This is a genomic window from Pedococcus ginsenosidimutans (genome assembly GCF_039544395.1).
Lineage (GTDB): Bacteria > Actinomycetota > Actinomycetes > Actinomycetales > Dermatophilaceae > Pedococcus > Pedococcus ginsenosidimutans.
Window position 1 is genome coordinate 354,680 of record NZ_BAABLO010000011.1, and the last position, 20,878, is coordinate 375,557.

Annotated in this window: 17 protein-coding genes and 1 pseudogene; 12 read left to right on the top strand and 6 right to left on the bottom strand. The window is 71.9% G+C overall.

Going from position 1 to position 20,878, the window contains the following annotated elements:
• Positions 1-26: 26 nt before the first annotated feature.
• Together ABEA42_RS12625 and ABEA42_RS12630 are read right to left on the bottom strand one after the other, a co-directional pair.
• Positions 27-581 (bottom strand): hypothetical protein, encoded by a 555-nt coding sequence (locus ABEA42_RS12625; RefSeq protein WP_345503772.1) that lies wholly within the window; start codon positions 579-581, stop codon positions 27-29.
• A gap of 81 nt (positions 582-662) precedes the next feature.
• On the bottom strand, positions 663-2,126 hold the full coding sequence (locus ABEA42_RS12630; RefSeq protein WP_345503774.1) for an HNH endonuclease signature motif containing protein: 1,464 nt from the start codon (positions 2,124-2,126) through the stop codon (positions 663-665).
• Positions 2,127-2,244: 118 nt separating this feature from the next.
• On the opposite strand from ABEA42_RS12630, the gene ABEA42_RS12635 reads away from it, so the two are divergent.
• Positions 2,245-2,679 (top strand): VOC family protein, encoded by a 435-nt coding sequence (locus ABEA42_RS12635; protein WP_345503776.1) that lies wholly within the window; start codon positions 2,245-2,247, stop codon positions 2,677-2,679.
• A 41-nt stretch (positions 2,680-2,720) separates the two neighbouring features.
• Here the strand turns inward: ABEA42_RS12635 and ABEA42_RS12640 are convergent, their stop codons facing one another.
• Both ABEA42_RS12640 and ABEA42_RS12645 read right to left on the bottom strand, forming a co-directional pair.
• On the bottom strand, positions 2,721-3,491 hold the full coding sequence (locus ABEA42_RS12640) for a hypothetical protein (RefSeq protein WP_345503778.1): 771 nt from the start codon (positions 3,489-3,491) through the stop codon (positions 2,721-2,723).
• A gap of 22 nt (positions 3,492-3,513) precedes the next feature.
• Positions 3,514-4,188, bottom strand: coding sequence for a LamG-like jellyroll fold domain-containing protein (locus tag ABEA42_RS12645; RefSeq protein WP_345503780.1), 675 nt, complete (start codon positions 4,186-4,188; stop codon positions 3,514-3,516).
• A gap of 210 nt (positions 4,189-4,398) precedes the next feature.
• Between ABEA42_RS12645 and ABEA42_RS12650 the strand changes: the two genes are divergently transcribed.
• From ABEA42_RS12650 to ABEA42_RS12685, 8 genes and pseudogenes are all read left to right on the top strand, one after another.
• Positions 4,399-5,328, top strand: coding sequence for a sulfotransferase family protein (locus ABEA42_RS12650; RefSeq protein WP_345503781.1), 930 nt, complete (start codon positions 4,399-4,401; stop codon positions 5,326-5,328).
• Positions 5,329-5,341: 13 nt separating this feature from the next.
• Positions 5,342-6,007 (top strand): histidine phosphatase family protein, encoded by a 666-nt coding sequence (locus tag ABEA42_RS12655; protein ID WP_345503783.1) that lies wholly within the window; start codon positions 5,342-5,344, stop codon positions 6,005-6,007.
• Between the two features lie 69 nt (positions 6,008-6,076).
• Complete coding sequence (locus ABEA42_RS12660; RefSeq protein ID WP_345503785.1) at positions 6,077-8,227, top strand: hydantoinase/oxoprolinase family protein; 2,151 nt, start codon at positions 6,077-6,079, stop codon at positions 8,225-8,227.
• Positions 8,224-10,161, top strand: a complete 1,938-nt coding sequence (locus tag ABEA42_RS12665; RefSeq protein ID WP_345503786.1) for a hydantoinase B/oxoprolinase family protein — start codon at positions 8,224-8,226, stop codon at positions 10,159-10,161. The genes ABEA42_RS12660 and ABEA42_RS12665 overlap by 4 nt, the downstream gene beginning before the upstream one ends.
• 9 nt (positions 10,162-10,170) lie before the next feature.
• Positions 10,171-11,340 carry a CaiB/BaiF CoA transferase family protein gene (locus tag ABEA42_RS12670; protein ID WP_345503788.1) on the top strand — a complete coding sequence of 390 codons (1,170 nt, stop codon included), beginning with the start codon at positions 10,171-10,173 and terminating at the stop codon, positions 11,338-11,340.
• 45 nt (positions 11,341-11,385) lie between these two features.
• The gene (locus ABEA42_RS12675; RefSeq protein ID WP_345503790.1) at positions 11,386-12,501 is read left to right on the top strand and encodes an alpha/beta fold hydrolase; all 1,116 of its coding nucleotides are present in this window, start codon (positions 11,386-11,388) and stop codon (positions 12,499-12,501) included.
• A 123-nt stretch (positions 12,502-12,624) separates the two neighbouring features.
• Positions 12,625-13,636, top strand: a pseudogene (locus tag ABEA42_RS12680) (IS481 family transposase).
• A 148-nt stretch (positions 13,637-13,784) separates the two neighbouring features.
• A complete protein-coding gene (locus tag ABEA42_RS12685) occupies positions 13,785-14,654 on the top strand; it encodes a class I SAM-dependent methyltransferase (protein ID WP_345503791.1) in 870 nt (289 codons plus the stop codon).
• 112 nt (positions 14,655-14,766) lie between these two features.
• Here ABEA42_RS12685 and ABEA42_RS12690 read toward each other — a convergent pair whose 3' ends face one another.
• The gene (locus tag ABEA42_RS12690; protein ID WP_345503792.1) at positions 14,767-16,068 is read right to left on the bottom strand and encodes a fatty acid desaturase family protein; all 1,302 of its coding nucleotides are present in this window, start codon (positions 16,066-16,068) and stop codon (positions 14,767-14,769) included.
• A 30-nt stretch (positions 16,069-16,098) separates the two neighbouring features.
• On the bottom strand, positions 16,099-17,202 hold the full coding sequence (locus ABEA42_RS12695) for a ferredoxin reductase (protein ID WP_345503793.1): 1,104 nt from the start codon (positions 17,200-17,202) through the stop codon (positions 16,099-16,101).
• A 75-nt stretch (positions 17,203-17,277) separates the two neighbouring features.
• On the opposite strand from ABEA42_RS12695, the gene ABEA42_RS12700 reads away from it, so the two are divergent.
• The 3 genes from ABEA42_RS12700 (at position 17,278) to bar (ending at position 20,736) form a co-directional block, all read left to right on the top strand.
• The gene (locus ABEA42_RS12700) at positions 17,278-18,498 is read left to right on the top strand and encodes a PucR family transcriptional regulator (RefSeq protein ID WP_345503794.1); all 1,221 of its coding nucleotides are present in this window, start codon (positions 17,278-17,280) and stop codon (positions 18,496-18,498) included.
• Positions 18,499-18,619: 121 nt separating this feature from the next.
• Positions 18,620-19,588 carry a carbamate kinase gene (locus ABEA42_RS12705; RefSeq protein WP_345503796.1) on the top strand — a complete coding sequence of 323 codons (969 nt, stop codon included), beginning with the start codon at positions 18,620-18,622 and terminating at the stop codon, positions 19,586-19,588.
• Between the two features lie 5 nt (positions 19,589-19,593).
• Complete coding sequence (bar, locus tag ABEA42_RS12710) at positions 19,594-20,736, top strand: barbiturase (RefSeq protein ID WP_345503798.1); 1,143 nt, start codon at positions 19,594-19,596, stop codon at positions 20,734-20,736.
• Positions 20,737-20,878: the final 142 nt, after the last annotated feature.

The window sequence follows — 20,878 nt, forward strand, 5'->3', positions numbered from 1 at the left end:
GGCCACCCGTCCCAGAACGCGTCTTCTCAGACCGCTCGTGGTGCGTCGGGGCGCCAGTGGATGCGGACCGGGACGTCGCTCCCGGCAGTGGCCTCCTCGAGGCGCTCGACCAGCCCGAGGTCGGGTCGACGCGCCTCGACCTCCACGACGGAGCGGTAGGGGTCGAAGCCCAGACCGGTGACGCTGCTCCCCATCACCCCCGTGCCCTCGATGCTGTCGCGGACGGCGTCGGCCTCGGCCCGGCTGACCCTGCGCGCCTCCAGCCGGACGGCCGAGGACACCCCCGCCTCCGTCAGCGCCCTCCGGGCCGTCGCCTCATCCACATCCACGAAGGTCGCCACGAGCGCATCGCCGTCGACGAACGACCCGCCCCAGTGGCTGGGGTCGGCCTCGACCAGCTGGTCGACCAGGATGCCGTCGCGCGGGGGTCCGACCACCTGGCCCTGCGGACCGGGGAGCTCGAACAGCTCGATCCTGACGCGCGACCCGGGCGGGAACCCGGCGAACGACCCGAGCGCGCCGAGTGCAACGGCCACCACCAGTGCCGTGCCGACGCTCGCGACCACCCGCCTGCGCGCCATACCGCCTCCCTCCGCACGACTCCCCTGGGACGCCGGGGCACGAGCTCAGGTTCCCACGCGGGCACCTCACGGGTGCGCGGTTCAGAGGACGCGGATGAGGCCGCGGTCGGGGTTGGTGAGGTCGTCGAGCCAGGACACGAACTCGGGCGCGCCTTCAGGTTCGGGTGCCGCGTCGGGTGCGGTCTCAGGTGGTGGCACGGCGGTGAGGTGTCGTCGGCCGAGGTCGGTGTCGGGTGGGAGCTCGAGGTCGATCCATCGGAGGGGTCCGCCGGCGGGTGGGCGGTACGTGCCTATGGGTGGTTCGGGGTCGCCGTCCGGTGGTGGGGCGGTCTCGGCCGGTTGGGGTGGGCGGATGGTCAGGCCGTACCGGTTGGTGACGATCAGCCCGCCAGGGCGGGTGGGGTCGCCGGTGATGGTGTGGTCGCCGCGGTCGATGCCGTCGTGGTGGGTGGGGCAGAGCAGGATCTGGTTGTCCACGTCGGTGCGGCCACCGTCAGACCACGCCTCGAGGTGGTGGACCTCGGTGAACGCGGTGGTGGTGCAGCCGGGGAACCGGCACCCGCGGTCGCGGTCGTGGATGAGGCGTCGGGTGCGGTCGGGCAGGATCCGCATCGCCCGCCCCACGGAGACCGGGGTGCCCTCGGTCTCCCAGACGGGCTGCACCGTGCCGTCGCTGAGGAACCGGCCGAGCAGCCGCAGTGGGATCGCGTGACCACCGGTGGCCCAGGCACCGTCGGTGTCCAGGTGCAGGTACACCCGGTAGTGCGACGCCCGGCTGGTCGACGTCACCGACGCGAGGGACCGGTTGGCCATCTCCTCCAACGCATCGGCGTACGTGGGCAGCCCAGCATGCCGGTCCTCGACCACGGGCTGGTCGGTGTCGCGGCGGCGGGTGAACAAGGCGTCCTTGGCTTCCTTCACCGCCTGTTCGACCAAGGCGCCGATGGTCGCCGGGGCGGAGTAGCGCAGCTGGAACCGGCCGTCGGCGTCGTAGCTCATCGACAGCTCCGGCTTCACACAGGCCCGCTGCTCTGAAAGCGACCTGGTGTCAGCCGGGACCAACTGCGGCTCGCCATCGGTGGCGGCATCGTCCTCAGCGGGGCTGTCGGCCGGGTCGGGAGCCGGCGGGGCGGGGAAGGCGTGCCGGGCCACCGCGCGGCGCAGCTGCGGCACCGTGGCCTCCCGGGCCAGGGCGGTGACCGAGGCCTGGTACCCGGCCGGGACGGCGCGGGCGATGACCGCGACCTGGTCCAGCGACAGCTCACCGGCGCCCAGCGCTGCCGACGCCTCGACCAGCTCGGACCTACGGCGGGCGACCCGCACCACGTCGCCGGCGTGCGCCGGCGACAGCCCCGCCCGCACGACCAGGTAGTGCTCCGGGGTCTTGAACCCGCCATCACCCCAGTGCCGGTCCTCGATGAGCTCGGCAGCGATGTCGACCAGCTCCGCCTGCGCCCGGTTCAACCGCCCCGCCACGGCGGCGGTGCGCGCCCACAGCTCCTGCTGCCGGCGGTGCCGGGACTGCGCAAGGGGGCTGGTCGACATACTCAATCGTACAGGTGTTCGAACTACAACGGAAGGGCTGTCCACACGAATCTGTTTGCAGCAGAACATGATTCACGCGCTCTGGCGCGATGCGCACCGGACGCGGCAGACTCCGGCCATGGACTGGACCCTGGAAGTCGTCATCCTGCCTGTGCGCGACCTCGACGCGGCGGTGGCGTTCTACCGCGACAAGGTGGGGTTCCACCTCGACCACCGCACGACCAACGAGTACATGGACGTCGCCCAGCTCACTCCGCCGGGCTCCGGCTGCTCCATCGTGGTCGGCACCCTCCCCTCACAGCAGGAGATGGCGCCGGGCTCCATGCGCGGCCTGCAGCTCGTCGTCGCCGACGCGGCCGCCGCCCGTGCCGAGCTGGTCGACCGGGGCGTCCCGTGCAGCGACGTCACCGTCTTCGACGAGCGCGACGGCGGGACCTTCTTCGGCTTCGAGGACCCCGACGGCAACACCTGGGCGGTACAGCAGATCAAGGCTCGCGCCGACAAGCCCTTGATCCCCGTCGAGCACCGAGGTCGCTTCGGCGCCGACGCCTGACGAGGCGCGCGGTCAACTTCGACCGTTGGCCCGCCAGGGTGTCAGGCCGTGGCGACCAGCACGGCCCCGAACCCGCCGATCAGCACCGTCAAGAGCCCCTGGTAGGCGGTCTGGCCGGCCATCCGGAAGAGCAGCCGCCCCACCAGCCAGTACGACGCGAGCGCCACGGCCGGCAGGGCGAGGTAGAGGTACAGCGGGATACCCGGCGGGGTCGTGAGCTCCACCACGGCCAGCTGCAGGACCGCCATGAGTCCGTAGCAGAAGGCGATGTGCCGGCGGACGTCCGCCTTGTCGCGGTAGGCCGACGCGACGATGACCGTCAGGACGCCGCCACCGAGGTTGGTGAGCCCGTGCAGCACCCCCAGCGCCAGGGCGAACACCCCCAGCCTGCGCGTCACGACGGCGCTGATCCGCGCCCGCACCCCCTCCGAGACGCGCAGGGCAGCGGTGAGCAGGAGCATGGACCCGACGAGCAGGCGCAGGTCGAGCTTGGCACCGAGCGCGAGCGCGACCACGGTCCCGGCCACGACGGCGGGGGCGGTGAGGCGCAGGAAGGTCCGGCGGATCGGCTCCAGGGTTAGGCCGCCGCTCGTGGCCACCTGCGCGGTGCTCACGACGATGGAGCACGGCAGGAGGCAGCCCAGCACGACCGGGAACGGCAGGCCCATCAGCAGCAGGGTCGGGGTGCCGAAGACGAGCAGCCCGACGCCGAAGACCGACTGCACCGCCGCGAGCACCAGGACGACGAGGGCGATGACGGCCAGGCGTCCCGGCGAGTCGAAATGCTCCGCCGGGGCCAGAGTCGCGTACACGGTCTCTGCCCCGGCCCCTTGCTCAGCCCACCCAGACGCGGGCGTAGTCGAGCTCACCAGTGTACGGGTCCGCCCCGGTGGGCTTCGCCCCCATCGCCAACGGGTCCTTCGTCGTCACACTGCCGATGGCGATGGTGCGCTTGGCGACCTCCACGCCGTCGACGAGAAGGGTGACCGACGTGTCCGTCTTCACGCACCGCGCGACGTGCCACGCACCGTCGGCGAGGTGCGGTCCCCCGCTGAGCACCAGCGACGCCTTCGACCCGCCGTACCCGCACGCCGCGACCGCGATGGAGCGCTGCTTGCGCGCCACGACCTCGATCCGCCAGCCGCCGCCCGGGGTGCCCCGCAGGATGTCGTAGTCGCCGACCGTGGCGCTAGGCACCTTGCTGAAGCGCAGGCGGGCCTCCATCGTGAACGGCTGGGCGCCCAGGGCCAGGGCGCTGCTCCCCGTCGCCGTCACCACGCCGCTGCCGGTGAACGCCAGGGTGCTGCCGGTGGTCTTGACGCCACCCTTGAGGGTGCCCGTGAGGTGGTGAGGACCCGAGTCCACGACCTTCGTGGAGCCGGCGGCGTCGTTCATCTCCCACGCGGCCGCCAGAGTCTGCGTCGTCGCAGCACCGGCCACCGCGGCAGGTCCGGCCGCCAGCGTCGTGGCCAGCAGCACCGCCGTGGAGAACATGGTCGGTCCCAGCACGGGATCACCCCCCTTTGTCTTGGTGTGGGGAGAGTGAACCGTGCAGGTCCCGGGGCGCCCAGCCACAAAATACGTAGCCCACCCACCACCGGCGCGGTAGGCACGGGCTCGTCAATGCGGGGGGTTCTTGCGTCGGACCGCGGTGGAAGCGTTGCGACATCAGGACGCCGGGCTCCTCCCGGACGCCCGGTGCTGTCGTAGGGGGTGCACATGCTGTCGTTCGTACTCGGCAGTGGTCGGTGCGGCTCCACGCTGGTCACCGAGCTGGTCGCACGCCACCCCGACGTCGGCTTCGTGTCCAACGTCGACGACAAGCTCGCCCGGCTCAACCTCAAGGGGCAGTGGAACAACGCGCTGTTCGCCCGCTCGGCGGAGCGCGACCCGTCCCTGCGTCCCTTCCGCGACCGCCGCCGCCCCCTCGAGCGCGGCCGCCTGCGCGTCGCCCCCTCCGAGGGCTGGGTCGTGCTCGACCGGCAGGTCTCCAACATCTTCCCGCAGCCGTGCCGCGACCTGACCGCCAGGGACGCCACTCCCTGGCTCACCGGGCGCATCACCGACTTCTTCGACAGCCGCATGCAGGCCCAGGGCAAGCCGCACTTCGTCCACCACCTCACCGGCTGGCCGCGCTCCGGGCTGCTGCGCAGCGCCTACCCCGACGCGCGGTTCGTCCACGTGGTCAGGGACGGCCGGGCAGTCTGCAACTCCTGGCTCCAGATGGGCTGGTGGGACGGCTACCGCGGCCCCGACAGCTGGTACCTGGGCCCGCTGTCCCCCGGCGACCGCGAGGAGTGGGAGGCCTCGGGTCGCTCGTTCGTCGTCCTCGCCGGGCTGGGCTGGCGCCTGCTGCTCGACGCGATGGACGAGGCCCGCCGGCTCGTCCCCGATGACCAGTGGCTCGACGTCCGCCTCGAGGACCTGATGGACACCCCCCGGGAGACGCTCGGCCAGGTCCTCGACTTCCTCGGCCTGGAGTGGTCGGCCGAGTTCGAGGCCGGCTTCAGGCTCCACACGTTCCAGGCGAGCCGGGGACTCGCCTGGAAGCGCGACCTCGGGGACGAGCAGGCCGCCCTGCTCGAGGGCGTCATCGCCCGCCCCCTGACCAGGTACGGATACCCGCTGCTCCACAGCCACGCCCAGTGAGTGAGGACCCACCATGACCCAGAACACCACCATCTCGCGCTCGGGGACGGACGCCGAGGAGCCGTCGACCCGGGCCAGCTCCCTGTACGTGGTGCGCCACGGCACGACCACCATGAATGTCGAGAACCGGTACCGCGGGCGCTGCGACGTCCCGCTCGACGCCCAGGGCTACCAGGACGCGGTGGACGCGGCCCGGCAGCTGTCGCCCATGGGCCTGAGCGCGGTCTACGCGGGCGGGCTGCGGCGCACGATCTCGACGGCGCAGATCATCGCCGACGAGGCCAGGATCCCCGACATCCGGATCATGCACGGCCTCATCAACGTGGACTACGGGGCCTGGGAGGGACTGACCTCGCAGGAGGCCCAGATGTACGACCCCGAGGCCTTCCACCTCTACAAGACGTCACCGTCGAAGGCCGTCTGCCCCAACGGTGAGCGCCTGCGCGACGCCCAGAAGCGGATGCTGGAGGCCCTGGCCCTGATCGGTTCGCGGCACCCCGGCGAGAAGGTGGCGGTGGTCACGCACGCGGTGATGATCCGCCTCGCCGTGGCGGCCATCGAGGGCACCGAGGGCGAGCAGTGGCGCATCCCGGTGGGGCGCGGCTCGTACACGACGATGGCCACCGAGGGCGACCGCATCTGGCTCAAGGAGCTCCCCGCCGGGGACGACGTCGACTGACCACGACCCGCCGCCCCGTTGGCAGGTTGTGCCAACGAAACGGCGACGAGGGGTCGGTTGAATCGTCCCGTGACGACTCAGCCGCAACGCCGGATCCGGATCGGCATCGACACCGGCGGCACGTTCACCGACGTGGTGGCCCTCGACGAGGACTCCGGTGAGCTCGTCACGACCAAGACGCCGTCGACGCCGAGCGACCCGGCCGACGGGTTCATCGACGGCGTCCACAAGGTCCTCGGCCTCATGGGGGCCACCGGCCGCGACATCACGGCGGTCTGCCACGGCACGACGGTCGCGACCAACCAGCTCCTCGAGGGCAAGGTGGAGTCGCTCGGCTTCATCACGACCGAGGGCTACGAGTTCATCCTCGAGATCGCGCGCCAGGCCGTCCCCGACGGCTACGGCAACTCCTACTTCTGGGTGAAGCCACCACGCATCGTGCCTGCCGACCTCGTGCGCACCGTCGGGGGACGCCTGGACTTCCAGGGCAGGGAGATCCGCCCGTTCGACGAGGAGTCCGCCGTGGCCGCGGCCCGGTGGTTCCGCGAGCGGGGCATCAAGGCCGTCGGGGTGTGCCTGCTGCACTCCTACGCCGACGACAGCCACGAGCGGGCCGTCCGCGCGGTCCTGCGCCGAGAGCACCCCGAGGCCGTCGTCTCCATCTCCAGCGAGGTGCTGCGCGAGTACCGCGAGTACGAACGCTCGATGACCACCCTCGTGGACGCAGCGGTGAAGCCGAGGGTCGCCCGGTACGTCGCCAACATCCACGACCGCCTGGACGGGCTCGCCCCCGGGGTGGCGTTCTCGATCATGAAGTCCAACGGCGGTGTGCTCTCGGCCGACGAGGTGGTCAAGCAGCCGGTCACCACCGTCCTGTCCGGGCCGGCCGCGGGGGCGCTGGGGGCCGGGCTCGTCGCCCACCGCGCCGGGTACCCCAAGGTGCTCACCTGCGACGGAGGGGGCACCTCGACCGACGTCAGCGTCGTGCTCGACGGCGAACCGACCCTCACGACCGAGGGGACGGTCGGCGCCTACCCCAGCAAGATCCCCATGATCGACGTGGTGACGGTCGGGGCGGGCGGTGGCTCCGTCGCCTGGGTCACCCCCGAGGGCACCCTCAAGGTCGGGCCGCGCTCCGCCGGCGCAGACCCCGGCCCGCTCTGCTACGGCAAGGGCGGCACCGAGCCGACGATCACCGACGCGCACGTCGTCCTCGGCCGGATACCCCCGCACCTTCTCGGCGGCGAGATCCCGCTCGACGTCGCCGCGGCCCGACGCGGCATCGACGAGCTCGCCGCCCGGCTCGACCTCGACCCGGTCCGCTGCGCCACCGGCATCCTCGAGATCTCCGCGTGGAACCAGGCCAACGCCCTGCGCCAGGTGTCGGTGAAACGGGGGCTGGACGTCAGGGACTTCATGCTGGCCACGTTCGGCGGGTCCGGCTCGCTGCTCGCCTGCCGACTCGTCGACGTCCTCGACCTCGCCGGGGTCGTCGTGCCCCAGAACCCGGGCAACCTCTCGGCGTTCGGCCTGCTCACCGTCGACGTGAGGAACGACTACGTGCAGACGGCCGTCGCCCGCCACGACGCGCTCGACCACGCCGCCGTCCAGGAGGTGTTCGACGCGCTCACGGACCGGGCTGCGAGAGCCCTTGACACAGAAGGCTTTCCGCGAGGCGACCACCGTTACCTCCGCACCGTGGACCTGCGCTACTTCGGCCAGGCGTTCGAGGTCCGGGTGCCAGCCCCGGACGGGCCGGTCGACGCCGCGTACGCCGCGTCGGTCGCCGACGCGTTCCACGCGGAGCACCGCGCACTCTACGGCTACGACTTCCGCGGCGACCCCACCCAGCAGGTCGAGTGGGTGAACCTGCGGGTCACCGGGGTCGGTCCCATCACGCGGCCCCAGCTGCGCGAGCTCCCGACCCGCGACCCCGGCACCCTCCCCACCCCCGGGTCTTTGAGCGATCCGGCGGGCCAGGACCCGTCGGATCGCTCAAAGACACGCGTGAGGCGACCGGTCTGCTTCGACCCCGACGACGGCTTCGTCGACACCCCCGTCCACTGGCGCCCGGACCTGCGAGCCGGCGACACCTTCGAGGGGCCCGCGATCGTCGAGGAGTTCGGGTCGACCGTGCCGGTGCACCCCGGGTTCGGCGTCCGTGTCGATGCGCTCGGCAACCTCGTGATCACCCGCACCACCACCGGAGGCGACCGATGAACACCGCCGGCATGCCCACGGCGTACGAGCACGGTGGGAGGCTCACCCAGGCGGGCACGACGGTCGACCCCATCCTCGTCGAGATCGTGCAGGGCACCCTCGCGAGCGTCGAGATGGAGGTGGAGACGTCGATCGCCCGCACCAGCCGCTCCCCCATGATCCGCGACGCCCACGACTTCCGGGCGGGCATCCACGACCGGCAGCTGCGCAAGCTCACCGGGCGCTCGTACTCCGCGCTGGTGCACCCGGTCGCGCGCGACTTCCCCCTCGCCGAGATGGCCGAGGGCGACGTCTACTTCCACAACGACGTGTACGAGTCCGAGGGCGGTATCGGGCACCTCCCCGACCTCTGCGTGACGGTGCCGGTGTTCCACGAGGGAGAGGTCGTGGCGTTCGTGCAGGCGTTCGGCCACCACGACGACATCGGCGGGGCCGTGCCCGGCTCGATGCCGAGCAACGCCACGAGTGTCCACGAGGAGGGCCTCGCCGTCCCGCCGATCAAGCTGTGGGACAAGGGAGTTCCCAACAAGGCGGCCCTGCGGATCATGACCCGCAACTCGCGCATGCCCGACTCCCTCGCCGCCGACCTCGACGCCGAGTGCTCGGCCTGCCTGATGGGGGCTCGGCGGCTCGGGGAGCTCTTCGCCCGGTACGGCCGCGCCGACATCGAGGCGGCGTTCGACACCATCCTCGACCAGACGACCGAGACCTACCGCCGCGAGATCCTCTCCCAGATCCCCGACGGCACCTACGTCTGGGAGGACTACGCCGAGCACGACGGGGTCGACGACCCGCGGCTGCACACGCAGCGGATCACGCTCACCAAGGTGAGCGACGCCCCGGCCGACCCCGAGAACGGTCGTCCCGCCGGTCCGCGGCTGATCATCGACTTCACCGGCACCGCGCCCCAGGCCAAGGGGCCGATCAACCACTGCGGCGACTACGTCGGCGGCAACTTCCTCAAGAAGTGGCTGGCCCCGATCCTGCGCAACCTCGCGGACAGCCCGGAGCGGATGGCCGAGCTCGACGTCAACGAGGGGGTGGTGCCGCTGATCGAGATGCGCTTCCCCGACAAGGGCACGCTGCTCACGCCGGTCTTCCCGGCTCCCACCAACGCACGGACGTTCGTCATCCTGCGGCTGCTCGGCGTGCTGGCCGGCGTGGTGGCCAAGGCGGTCGACGGCCGGATGCCGGCCGACCAGGAGACGATCCGCTACACCGGCGTCTACGGCAAGGACCGCGACGGCAACGACTACCTCATGCGCGAGGTGCTCGGAGGGGGGTCAGGTGGGCGCTACTACGCCGACGGCGAGGACACCATCCACGTCGTCCCCGACTCGAGGAACCTGCCGACCGAGTTCACCGAGAGCCGCTTCCCCTTCCTCGTCGAGCGGCTCGGCCTGGCGGTGGACTCGGGCGGCGCGGGCCTGCACCGCGGCGGCCTCGGCTACGAGAAGCACATCCGCATGCTGCGCGACGCCCACTTCATGTCCATCGCCGACCGCTCGATCCTCGCCTGTTGGGGGGTCAAGGGGGGCAGGGCCGGTATGCCGTTCAGCGTCACCGTCGACCTCGGTGGCCCGGACGAGCGTGAGGTCGACGCCCTCGCAGACGCCGAGCCGGTGAGGGCCGGGCAGGTGATCCGCATCCGCACCACGGGTGGCGGTGGCTGGGGCGACCCGCTGGACCGCCCCTACGACGCCGTCGAGCGCGACCTGCGCTGGGGCAAGGTGTCGTTCGAGGGCGCGCGCCGCGACTACGGCGTGGTGGCCACGGGCACCAAGGACGCGCCGACCATCGACGTGGAGGCGTCGGACCGGTTGCGCGACGAGCTCCGCGCGGACAGGCCCGAGCAGGAGCCGTTCTTCGACCGCGGCCCCGGTTACGCTCGGCTGGCCGACGGGCGCCCGAGCGCCGACGTCGACTGGCTCTGAGGAGGACTCGTGACCGCACCGCTGGGCGACATCACCGTCGTCGACCTGTCGCGCGCGCTCGCCGGCCCCCACGCGGGAATGATGTTGGGAGACATGGGCGCTCGCGTCATCAAGGTCGAGACGCCAGGCACTGGCGACGAGTCGCGCGGGTGGGGGCCGCCCTTCGTCGGGCCGGAGGACGACCCGGTGTCCACCTACTTCCTGTCGTGCAACCGCAACAAGGAGTCGATCACCCTCGACCTCAAGTCCGACGACGGGCGCGACGTGCTCACGCGGCTGGTGCGCCACGGTGACGTCCTCATCGAGAACTTCCGGCCCGGCGTGCTCGACCGGCTCGGGTTCACCGTCGAGCACCTCCACGAGCTCAACCCCCGGCTCGTCGTGCTGTCCATCAGCGGCTTCGGTCACGACGGGCCCCAGGGCGGTCGCGCCGGGTACGACCAGATCGCCCAGGGCGAGGGCGGGCTGATGTCCCTCACGGGACCCGACGCGCAGACGCCCATGCGCGTCGGCGTGCCCATCGGCGACCTGCTCGCCGGCATGTACGGCGCGTACGGCGTCGTCGCGGCGCTGCACGAGCGCGCGACCACCGGGGTGGGTCGAGTCGTGCGCACGTCCCTGCTCGCCGCGATCGTGGGCGTGCACGCCTTCCAAGGCACCCGCTACACCGTCGCCCACGAGGTGGGCCACGGTCAGGGCAACCACCACCCCTCGATCTGCCCGTACGGCCTGTTCACCTGCGCCGACGGCATGGTCCAGATCGCCTGCGGCAGCGAGGCACTGTGGGCACGGCTCGCGACGGCCTTCGGGATCGACCCCGCGACCCCGGGCCTCGCCACCAACCGCGAGCGCGTCGCGAGGCGTGACGACGTCATCCGGCTGCTCGACGAGGCCTTCGCCCCGTACGGACGGGCAGAGCTGCTGGCCCGCCTCGACGAGCTGGGCGTCCCCGCCGGCGAGGTGCGGACGCTCGACCGGGTCTACGACTGGGACCAGACCCGGTCGCAGGGCCTGGTCATCGACGTCGACCACCCGCTGCTCGGCCGGATCGAGGTGCCCGGTCCACCGATCCGCTTCGACGACAACGCGTACGCCGGTGGTCGCGAGGTCCACGAGGCACCACCGCTGCTCGGCCAGCACGACGAGTCGATCCGGGAGTGGCTCGACGGCCTCGGCTGAGAACAGCCGGGCCGGCCGCGCGGCCCCGGTCGTACCATCGGTGCCATGGCGAGCCAGCCGCCGGTGCCGCGGCAGGAGATCAGGTTCTGCCGCGCGCCGGACGGCGTGCGGATCGCGTATGCCGTGCACGGGTCGGGACCGCCGCTGGTCGTCGACTCCTGCTGGCTGAGCCACCTGCAGTACGACTGGCAGTCGCCGGTCTGGCGGCACTACCTCGACGAGTGGAGCCGCGGGCACACCGTCATCAGGTTCGACGAGCGCGGCCACGGACTGTCCGACCGCGGTGTCACCGACCACGGCCTCGGTGCGCGCCTCGGTGACCTCGAGGCGGTCGTCGACGACGCAGGCCTCGACACGTTCGACCTGCTGGCGATGGCGCAGGGCGGCCCAGTCGCCATCACCTACACCCACCGGCACCCCGAGCGCGTCTCGCGGCTGGTCTTCTACGGGAGTTACTCCGGCCAGCCCGACAAGGACCCCGGCGAGGCGGAGATGAACGACACCCTCGACCGGCTCATCAAGGTCGGCTGGGCCCGACCCGACTCGGCGTTCCGCCGCGTCTTCACCTCGCTGATGATCCCCGAGGCCACCGAGGAGCAGCACGTGTGGCTCGACGAGCTGCAGCGGGTGGCCACGGATGCCGACACCGCTCGAGCCTCACGCCGTGAGCGCCTGGCCGCCGACGCCTCGGCCCTGCTCGCCGAGCTCGACGTGCCGACCTTGGTCCTGCACTCGCGGGGTGACCGGATGAACAGCTTCGAGGAGGCCCGGGGACTCGCCGCGGGCATCGGGGGCGCCCGCCTGGTCGCCCTCGAGAGCAACAACCACATCGTGCTCGACACCGAACCCGCCTGGGACGTGTTCCGTGCGGAGCTCCGGGCGTTCCTGCAGGAGCCGGTGGCACCGCGCACGGTCCAGCAAGCCGACCAGTCCACCAGCGGGCCCGCAGACCGGCCCACGGACCTCGACGCGCTCTCGCCGCGCGAGCTCGAGATCCTGCACCACGCGGCCAGGGGCCAGGACAACGACGAGATCGCCGCTGCCCTGCACCTGAGCACCCGCACCGTCGAGCGCCACCTCAGCAACGCGTACGCGAAGCTCGACCTGCACGGCAAGTCCGCCCGCACCGCCGCGGTCGCGCGCCTGCTGACGCGCGCCTAGCTGTGATGTCCAGTCACGTTGGTCGAGCCAGTGCGACAACACGCTCTGATTGGTGACAGGTGAAGACCTCCCGGTGTGGAGTGGAGCTGCTTGAGGGTTCCGCTCCACCATCGGGAGGTCTTCGTGTCTCACGCTACCCATGCCAACGCCGTTCTGACCCCGCGTGCCCGGTTGCGGTTGGGTCGTCTGGTCATCGACGACGGCTGGCCAGTCGCCCGGGCCGCGGAACGGTTCGAGGTGTCGTGGAAGACCGCGCACAAGTGGGCCCAGCGGTAACCGGCTCGAGGGTCCGGAAGGGATGGTGGACCGCTCCAGCGCCCCGCACCGCCAAGTGCACCGCACGCCGCCACCGGTGGTCCGTCGGATCGTGAGCCTGCGGCGTCGTCACCGTTTGGGACCGGTCGCGATCGGGGACCTGATGGGCCTGCCGTCCTCGACCGTCCATGCCGTGTTGGTGCGGTGTCGGTTGAACCGGCTCACCTACCTGGACCGGGTCAGCGGGGAGCGGATCCGCCGGTACGAGCATGACCGCCCCGGGGACCTGCTGCACGTGGACGTCAAGAAGCTCGGCAAGGTCCCCGACGGAGGTGGGTGGCGCTACGTCGGCCGTGAGCAGGGCGAACGGAACCGGGCTGCGACCTCGCTGCGGACCGGGAACCCCAAGAGCAAGTACCGTCAGCCGCTGATCGGGACCTGCTACCTGCACACGGTGATCGATGACCACTCCCGGGTGGCCTACGTCGAAGCCCACCAGGACGAGACCAGCCAGACCGCCGCGCTGGTGCTGCGCAACGCGGTCGCCTGGTTCGCCGAGCGTGGCGTGACCGTGCGGCGGGTGTTGTCCGACAACGGCGGCGCCTATCGGTCCTACCTGTGGGCCCAGACCTGTACCGAGCTCGGCATCACTCCTAAGCGCACCCGCCCCTACCGGCCCCAGACCAACGGCAAGATCGAACGCTTTCACCGCACCCTGATCGAGGGCTGGGCGTTCAAGACGTTCTACCCATCCGAGAACGACCGCCTCGCCGCGCTGTCACCATGGGTGCACCAGTACAACCACCACCGGCCCCACTCAGCGATCGGGAAGGTCGCACCCATCACCCGGTTGGACAACCTGGCTGGACATCACACCTAGCCCTACGCGCACCCCGTCACCGCCGTGGCCACCACCCCTCAGATCCGGCGGACGGCTACGTGCATCCGCCGATGCGCCCCACTCCCCCGCGCTCCTACCGTCGTGGGTGCAGGGGGAAGAGCACAGGACCGAGCACGGGGAGACCACCATGAGCACGACCAGCACGACACCGGGCACGACCGGTACGACCCGCATCACCGACACCGCCGAGGACCACGCCCTCAAGGCGAAGCACGCTGCCATGTGGGCGCTGGGTGACTACCACGCGGTCGCCCGCGAGGTCATCGCCCCGCTGGGCCCGATCCTGGTGCAGGCGGCCTGTATCGGGCCGGGCCAGCGGGTCCACGACGTCGCCGCAGGGACCGGCAACGTCGCCCTGCCCGCGGCTCGCACCGGTGCGACCGTCGTCGCCAGCGACCTCACGCCCGAGCTGCTCGCCGAGGGGAAGGCCGACGCCGAGGCTGCCGGCCTCGACATCACCTGGCAGACCGCCGACGCCGAGGCACAGCCGTTCGGGGACGGCGAGTTCGACGCCGTGGTCTCGTGCGTCGGGGTCATGTTCGCGCCGCACCACCAGCTGGTGGCCGACGAGATCCTCCGGGTCACCCGGCCGGGCGGCACGATCGGTCTGCTCAGCTGGACGCCGGAAGGGTTCATCGGCCAGCTCTTCGCCACCATGAAGCCGTATGCGCCGCCGCCGCCCCCCGGCGCCTCGCCGCCACCGCTGTGGGGCCACGTGGACCACGTGCGCGGCCTGTTCGGCGACCGGGTCGAGGGGCTCACCGCCGTCCAGCAGGACCTCGTCGTCGACGTGTTCCCAACGCCGGAGGAGTTCCGCGACTTCTTCAAGCGGACCTACGGGCCGACCATCGCCGTCTACCGGGCGATCGCGGACGACCCGGCCAAGGTGGCCGCGCTCGACCGGGACCTCGTCGAGCTCGCGCAGCGGTTCGACAGGGGAGACGGGCACACGGTGCTCGACTGGGAGTACCTGCTCGTGACCGCCCGCCGGACCTGACCGGGCGCCCCACGCGCGAAGGCGCGCGCCATACGGGCGAGGCGGCCCACCTCCCCCTCACGGGAGGTGGGTCGCCTCACCTGCACGGTGCGCGCCGCGTGGGCGGGAGCACTCAGGCAGTGCGGGGGGCGCTGCGACGCAGCTTGCGACGCACGCGCTTGCCCACGGCCTCGGCCGCGATCGACACCCGGGAGCGACCGGGCTGCGGGTTGGGCAGGGACAGGATCACGACCTGCTTCCACGCGGAGGCGACCTGCTTGGGCAGCGGTCCGGTGGTGTAGCTGAGGCCGTAGCGCTCGCAGATCTCCTGGATGCGCGGGGCGATCTCCTTGTAGCGGTTGCTCGGGAGGTCGGGGAACAGGTGGTGCTCGATCTGGTGCGACAGGTTGCCGGTCATGAGGTGCATCGCGGGGCTGCCGCTGATGTTGGCCGAGCCGACCATCTGGCGCAGGTACCACTCGCCTCGGGTCTCGCCCTCGATGGAGGACTTGGCGAAGGTCTCGACACCCTCGGGGAAGTGGCCGCACATGATGACCGAGTGGGTCCACACGTTGCGGACCGTGTTGGCGACGAAGTTGGCGCCCATGGTGTGGAAGAACGACGGGCCCGACAGCAGGGGGTGGATCAGGTAGTCGCGACGGACCTGGCGCCCGATCTTCTTGAGCACCTTGTTGGCGTCCTTGCGGAACACCTCCTTGGGCTTGCCGCGGCCCTTGACGTAGGCGCCGAGCTCGAGGTCGTAGGCGGCGATGCCGTACTCGAAGAACAGCATGTTGAGGAAGTTGTAGACGGGCTGGCCGAGGAACGCCGGGGTCCACTTCTGGTCCTCGTCGACGCGCATGATGCCGTAGCCGAGGTCGTTGTCACGGCCGATGACGTTGGTGAAGGTGTGGTGGAGCTGGTTGTGCGAGTGCTTCCAGAACTCCGACGGGGACGCGTTGTCCCACTCCCACTCCTGGCTGTGGATCCGCGGGTCGCGCATCCAGTCCCACTGCCCGTGCATGATGTTGTGGCCGAGCTCCATGTTCTCGAGGATCTTGGCCACGGACAGGCCGGCGGTGCCCACGAGCCAGGCCGGGGGGAAGAGCGAGAAGAGGAGCACGGCGCGGCTGCTCATCTCGAGGCCGCGCTGCCACTTGAGGACCTTGCGGATGTACTCCGCGTCGCGCGTGCCACGCGACTCCAGGACCTCCTGGCGCAGGGCGTCGAGCTCGAGGCCGAGGGCCTCGATGTCCTCGGCGGTGAGGTGTGCGGCGGGGTCCGGCTTGCCGGAGGGCTTGGGGCTGTGACGACGCTCGGTGGTCACGACCGACAGGCGGCTGTTGACGCTCTTGGTGCGCTGCGGCGCGCGGGGCGTGCCGGCGGCGGCGCCGTCGATCGTGAGGTCGAATCCTTCGGTGGTTGCGGCAGACATGTCTGCTCCCATCTGGTCGAAGTGCGTGGTCTAGAGGTCGATCTCGCAGGCGCCGGCAGCTGCCGACACGCAGGTCTGGATGCGGACGTCGTCGTCCGGGGTGGCGACGGTGAGCTCACCGTTGCGCAGGTCGCGCACGGCCCCCTCCCGTAGGGGGAGGACGCAGCCGAAGCAGATGCCCATGCGGCACCCCGACGGCATGAGGACGCCGGCTTCCTCGCCGGCGTCGAGGATCGGGGTCGCGCCGTCAGCCTCGACGACGGTGCCGTTCCTGCGGAAGGTGACGGTGCCGCCCTCCCCCTCGGCGACGACGACGGGGCGGAAGCGCTCGGTGTGGATCCGGTCGGCCAGGCCAGCCTGAGCCCAGTGCTCCTCCATCGTGTCGAGCATCCCGGTGGGACCGCAGCACCACGTCTCCCGCTCGCGCCAGTCGGGCACGAGCGTGTCGAGGTCCGCGGGCGACAGCAGGCCGTCGGTCTCGGTGTGCAGCTCGACGAGGCGCAGCGACTCGGCCTCGGCCCAGCCCCGCAGCTCGGCGCCGAAGATGACGTCGTCGCGGGTGGGGGCCGAGTGGACCATGACCGCGTCGGGCAGCTCGGCGAGGTGGTTGCGCAGCATGCCCATGACGGGCGTGATGCCGCTGCCGGCGGTGAGGAACAGGGCCTTGCGGGGGCGCTCGAGCGGCAGCGTGAACTCGCCGGTCGCCTGGTCGAGGTGGATGAGGGTGCCGGGCGCGAGCTCGCGGACGACGTGGTTGCTCACCTTGCCGCCGTCGATCGCCTTGACGGTGACCGAGACGGTGCCGTCGGGCTCCCCGACGAGGGAGGTCACCGAGTACGCCCGCCAGTTGCGGACGCCGTTGACGTCCACGCCGATGCGGATGTACTGGCCGGGGACGTGGCCGCGCCAGCCGCGGCCGGGCCTGATGCGGACCGTGGCGGCGTCGCGCGTCTCGGGGGTGACCGAGACGACCTTGCCGCGCAGGTCGGCGCCGCTGCGCAGCGGCGCGATGAGGTCGAGGTACTCGGCGGGGACGACCGGCGTGGTGACCGCCTCGGCCGCCCGGGCCAGGACGTCGCGCAGGGAGCGCCGAGGGGCGTCTCGGCGTGCGCGGTTGGGGAGAACTGCGGTCATGTTTCCATCATGCGGCTCCCGGGGTCTAAAATCCTGACCACGAGGTGTGAGTTCTCTCCAGAGAGTTGTTCGCAGATGACAAAAGAGCAGGAACCCGCCGCAGAAGCAGGCACCGTCACCGCGGACCGGGCCGCGGCTCTCACCCTCTCCTCCGACGTGCAGCGCGCCCTGAGGGCGGCGCTGCCCCGGGTCGCCGAGCACGCCGTGGCCGCCATCATCGTCGAGGTGCCTGTGTATGCCGCGGCGCGCAGCTTCATGGTGGACAACATCGAGGCGGCGGTCCAGATGGCCCTGGGCAGCTTCCTCACCCTGGCGGCGCGGTCCGGGGACGCGAGCACCCCGTTGCGGCCGGCGCAGCAGGGTTCCTACGAGCTCGGGCGCGGCGAGGCCCGCAGCGGCCGCAGCATGGACGCCCTGCTGTCGGCGTACCGCGTGGGGGCCCGGGTCTCGTGGCGGGAGCTGTCCGGGGTGGCGGTGGAGGCAGGCATGAGCGCCGCCCTGCTGGCGCAGTTCGCCGAGCTCGTGTTCGCCTACATCGACGAGTTGTCGGCGGCGAGCGTGGCGGGCCATGCCGACGAGCTCGCCACCTCCGAGCGGCTGCAGCGCCAGCACCGCGACCGTCTGGCCCTCGACCTGTTGAGGGGCTCGTCGGAGGAGCTGCTGCTACGCCGGGCGGACCGGGCCCGGTGGGAGCGGCCGACCTCGTTGACGGTGGTGCTGGCCCGCGACGCGGACCTGCACGTGGTGCGCGGCCTGGTCGACGCCCGCTCCCTGGTCCTCGCCGAGGACCTCCCCGACACCGTGCCCGACGACGACGTGGCCGCGCTCCTCGTACCCGACCTCGCCCCCGGCGCCCGGGCGCGGCTGGCGCGGTCGATCGGGGCCAGGTCGGTGGTCCTCGGCCCGCCGAGGCCGTGGTTGCTGGCCGTGGCGTCCTACCGGCGGGCCCTTCGGGCCCACCGCCTGCTGCGCGAGCACGCCACCGACGCCCCGGCTGCCTACGACACCGAGGCCCACCTCGCCGACCTCGTCCGGGGCGCCGACCCCGAGGCGCTCGCGGACCTGCGCCGCACGTCGCTGGCGCCCCTCGACGACCTCACCCCGGTGGCCCGGGAGAAGCTCGAGGAGACCCTGCGGCTGTGGCTGCTGCACCGGGGCACCCGGGAGGCCGTCGCCGAGGCGCTGTTCGTCCACCCGCAGACCGTGCGCTACCGCGTGGGGCAGCTGCGCGAGCTGTTCGGCGACACGTTGGAGGACCCGGAGACGGTCCGCGACCTCGTGGTGGCCCTCGGCTGAGCCGGCGCGCACATCTGCCAACGCGGCACCACGCATTGGGCAGGTCCTGCCGACGTCACGTGTCGCGCGGCGTCCCTAGGCTCGCCGCACAGTCGTCCGGGCGAGCGGTGGGGAGGTGGCCATGCTGGTCCTCGTCGCCCTCGGCGGCAACGCCATGACGGGTCCCGACGGCAGCGCCACCCCGCACGCCCAGCGGGAGGCGATCGGGCGCGCGATGCAGCGGGTCGCCGACCTCGTCGAGGCCGGTCACGACGTGGTGGTCACCCACGGCAACGGCCCCCAGGTGGGCAACCTGCTCGTCAAGAACGAGCTCGCCGCCCACGTCGTCCCACCCGTCCCGCTGGACTGGTGCGGCGCCCAGACGCAGGGGACGATCGGCTTCACCGCCGTCGACACGCTCGAGGCCGCCTTCGCCTCCCGAGGCCTGCGCCGCCGTGCCGCCGCGGTCATCACCCGTACCCTCGTCGACGCGTCCGACCCCGGGTTCACCACCCCCACCAAGCCGGTCGGCCGGTTCCTCCCCCACGAGCAGGCCAAGCGCCTCATCGAGCACGGTGAGACCTGGCAGGACCGCGGGGAGCACGGCTGGCGTCGCGTCGTCGCCTCCCCCGAGCCGCTCGAGGTGCTCGACACCCACGCCGTCCTGACGCTGCTCCACGCCGGCTACGTCGTCGTCGCGGCGGGCGGCGGCGGCATACCCGTCGTGCGCACCCCCGGCGGCACCGTCCACGGCGTCGAGGCGGTGGTCGACAAGGACCTCACCGCGGCCGTGCTGGCCCGCGCCCTCGGCGCCGACGTCCTCGTGACCGCGACCGACGTCGAGCACGCCGAGGTCGGCTTCGGCACCCCCCACGCGCGCCCGCTCGGCCGGGTCTCCCTCGAGGAGATGGAGGGGTATGCCGCGGACGGCCAGTTCGCGTCCGGCTCCATGGGTCCCAAGGTCGAGGCGGCGCTGCGGTTCGTCCGGGGCGGTGGGCGTCGCAGCGTCATCACCGCCCTCGACCGCATCGCCGACGCCGTCGCCGGCGAGGTCGGCACGATCATCGAGTCCCCCACGCCCGCAACGCCCACCCCCACGACAGACAGGTGAGTCACGTGCCCGAGCCCATCGAGGTCCGCAAGGTGCCGCTGCACAGCGTCACCGACGCCAGCGAGCTGGCCAAGCTCATCGACGACGGCGTCATCGAGGCCGGCCGCGTCATCGCCGTCATCGGCAAGACCGAGGGCAACGGCGGCGTCAACGACTACACCCGCATCATCGCCGACCGCGCGTTCCGCGAGGTGCTGGTCGCCAAGGGCGCGGACCCGGAGCAGGTGAAGCAGGTGCCGATCGTGTGGTCCGGCGGCACCGACGGCGTCATCAGCCCCCACGCGACGATCTTCGCGACGCTGCCGCCCGAGGAGGCCGAGCAGTCCGACGAGCCCCGCCTCACCGTCGGCTTCGCCATGAGCGAGGTGCTGCTGCCGGAGGACATCGGCCGGACCGCGATGGTGACCAAGGTGGCCGACGCCGTGAAGGTCGCCATGGAGAAGGCGGGCATCACCGACCCGGCCGACGTCCACTACGTGCAGACCAAGACGCCGCTGCTCACCATCGACACCATCCGCGACGCCAGGACCCGCGGCCACGACGTGTTCACCGAGGACACCCTTGCGTCGATGGACGTGTCCAACGGCGGCACTGCCCTGGGTATCGCCGTGGCGCTCGGCGAGATCGAGATGCCGCGCGACGAGGACGTGCTGCGCGACCGCAGCCTCTACTCCTCGGTCGCCTCGTGCTCCTCGGGCGTCGAGCTCGACCGGGCCCAGGTCGTCGTCGTCGGCAACGCGCGCGGCATCGGTGGCCGCTACCGCATCGGCCACTCCGTCATGCGCGACGCCCTCGACGCCGACGGGGTCTGGGCCGCCATCAAGGACGCCGGGCTCGAGCTGCCGGAGCGCCCCCACTCCAGCGACCTCCAGGGCCGGCTCGTCAACGTGTTCCTCAAGTGCGAGGCCAGCCAGGACGGCCAGGTCCGCGGTCGCCGCAACGCCATGCTCGACGACTCCGACGTCCACTGGCACCGCCAGATCAAGGCGGCGGTCGGCGGTGTCACCGCCTCCGTCACCGGCGACCCGGCCGTGTTCGTCTCCGTGTCAGCAGCCCATCAGGGCCCCGATGGCGGTGGCCCCGTCGCCGCCATCGTCGACCTCGGCCCAGGCGACCCCACCGGCTACCGCGGCCCCCAGCCCAGCTAGACGAGGGACGCCCGGCCCGCTCGACGGGCGGGCCGGGCGTGTGCGTCCGTAGGGCCGTGGCGGGCCTGGCGGGAGCACGCAGCGAAGCGGAGTGCGGATGGTAGGCCCGAGGACGCACACCCCGGGCCGCCCAGCAGCCCGC